Consider the following 718-nt stretch of genomic DNA (forward strand, 5'->3'; position numbering starts at 1 on the left):
ACGTACCCGCTACTTCATCAATGTTGTAATGAATCAAGTTTGGTGTAGTACTGTCTTCCATCAAGTACAGAGATGTGCCATCCCGAGTAAATAACGCCGATACCACTGACATTCCCAGAGGCTCATTCGAGAGGAAGTTCAATTCACCGGTTAAAGCATCGCGTGCAAAGATTACGATATTCTGAATACGACGAACCGAGCTATCAGGCGAAGACAATACGTATACAAATTTACCGGATGCATGCGGAATAACTTCACGAATATAATCCAAGCCATCAACGGTCATGCCATTGGCGGTTACATCGCCGTTTTTAAGAGAGCCTAAAACGCTCATCTCGGTACGATCATCAAACTCATTTTCTAATGGATTAGTGCCGATCAAATATTCCCATTGGTTGTTGTAACCATCGCCATCCAGGTCTATCTGGCTATCATCAGCATTAACATCCAGGCCATTGGCTACTTCATAGTCATCAGGAATCTGATCACCATCCGTGTCCGTTAGCAACGGGCTACTGCCAGCCGCTTGCTCTTCCTGATCCGTCAGGCCATCACCGTCGGTATCATGATCTGGGTCGTTATAAGCCCACTTATCGAAGCCTTCATAGCTTTCTTCAAAAGCATCGGTCAGACCATCGTTATCGTCATCTGGATCTTTACCATCGCCAATGCCGTCTTTATCAAAGTCTAAATGCTCATCCACATCGGTGGGCACTTC

General features: G+C 45.7%; 1 pseudogene. It reads right to left on the reverse strand.

Annotated elements, in window-relative coordinates:
* Nucleotides 1–718, reverse strand: a pseudogene (locus tag ACFOEK_RS21220) (hypothetical protein); the annotation flags it as partial.

Source organism: Litoribrevibacter euphylliae, from assembly GCF_042646085.1.
Taxonomy (GTDB): Bacteria; Pseudomonadota; Gammaproteobacteria; order Pseudomonadales; family Litoribrevibacteraceae; genus Litoribrevibacter; species Litoribrevibacter euphylliae.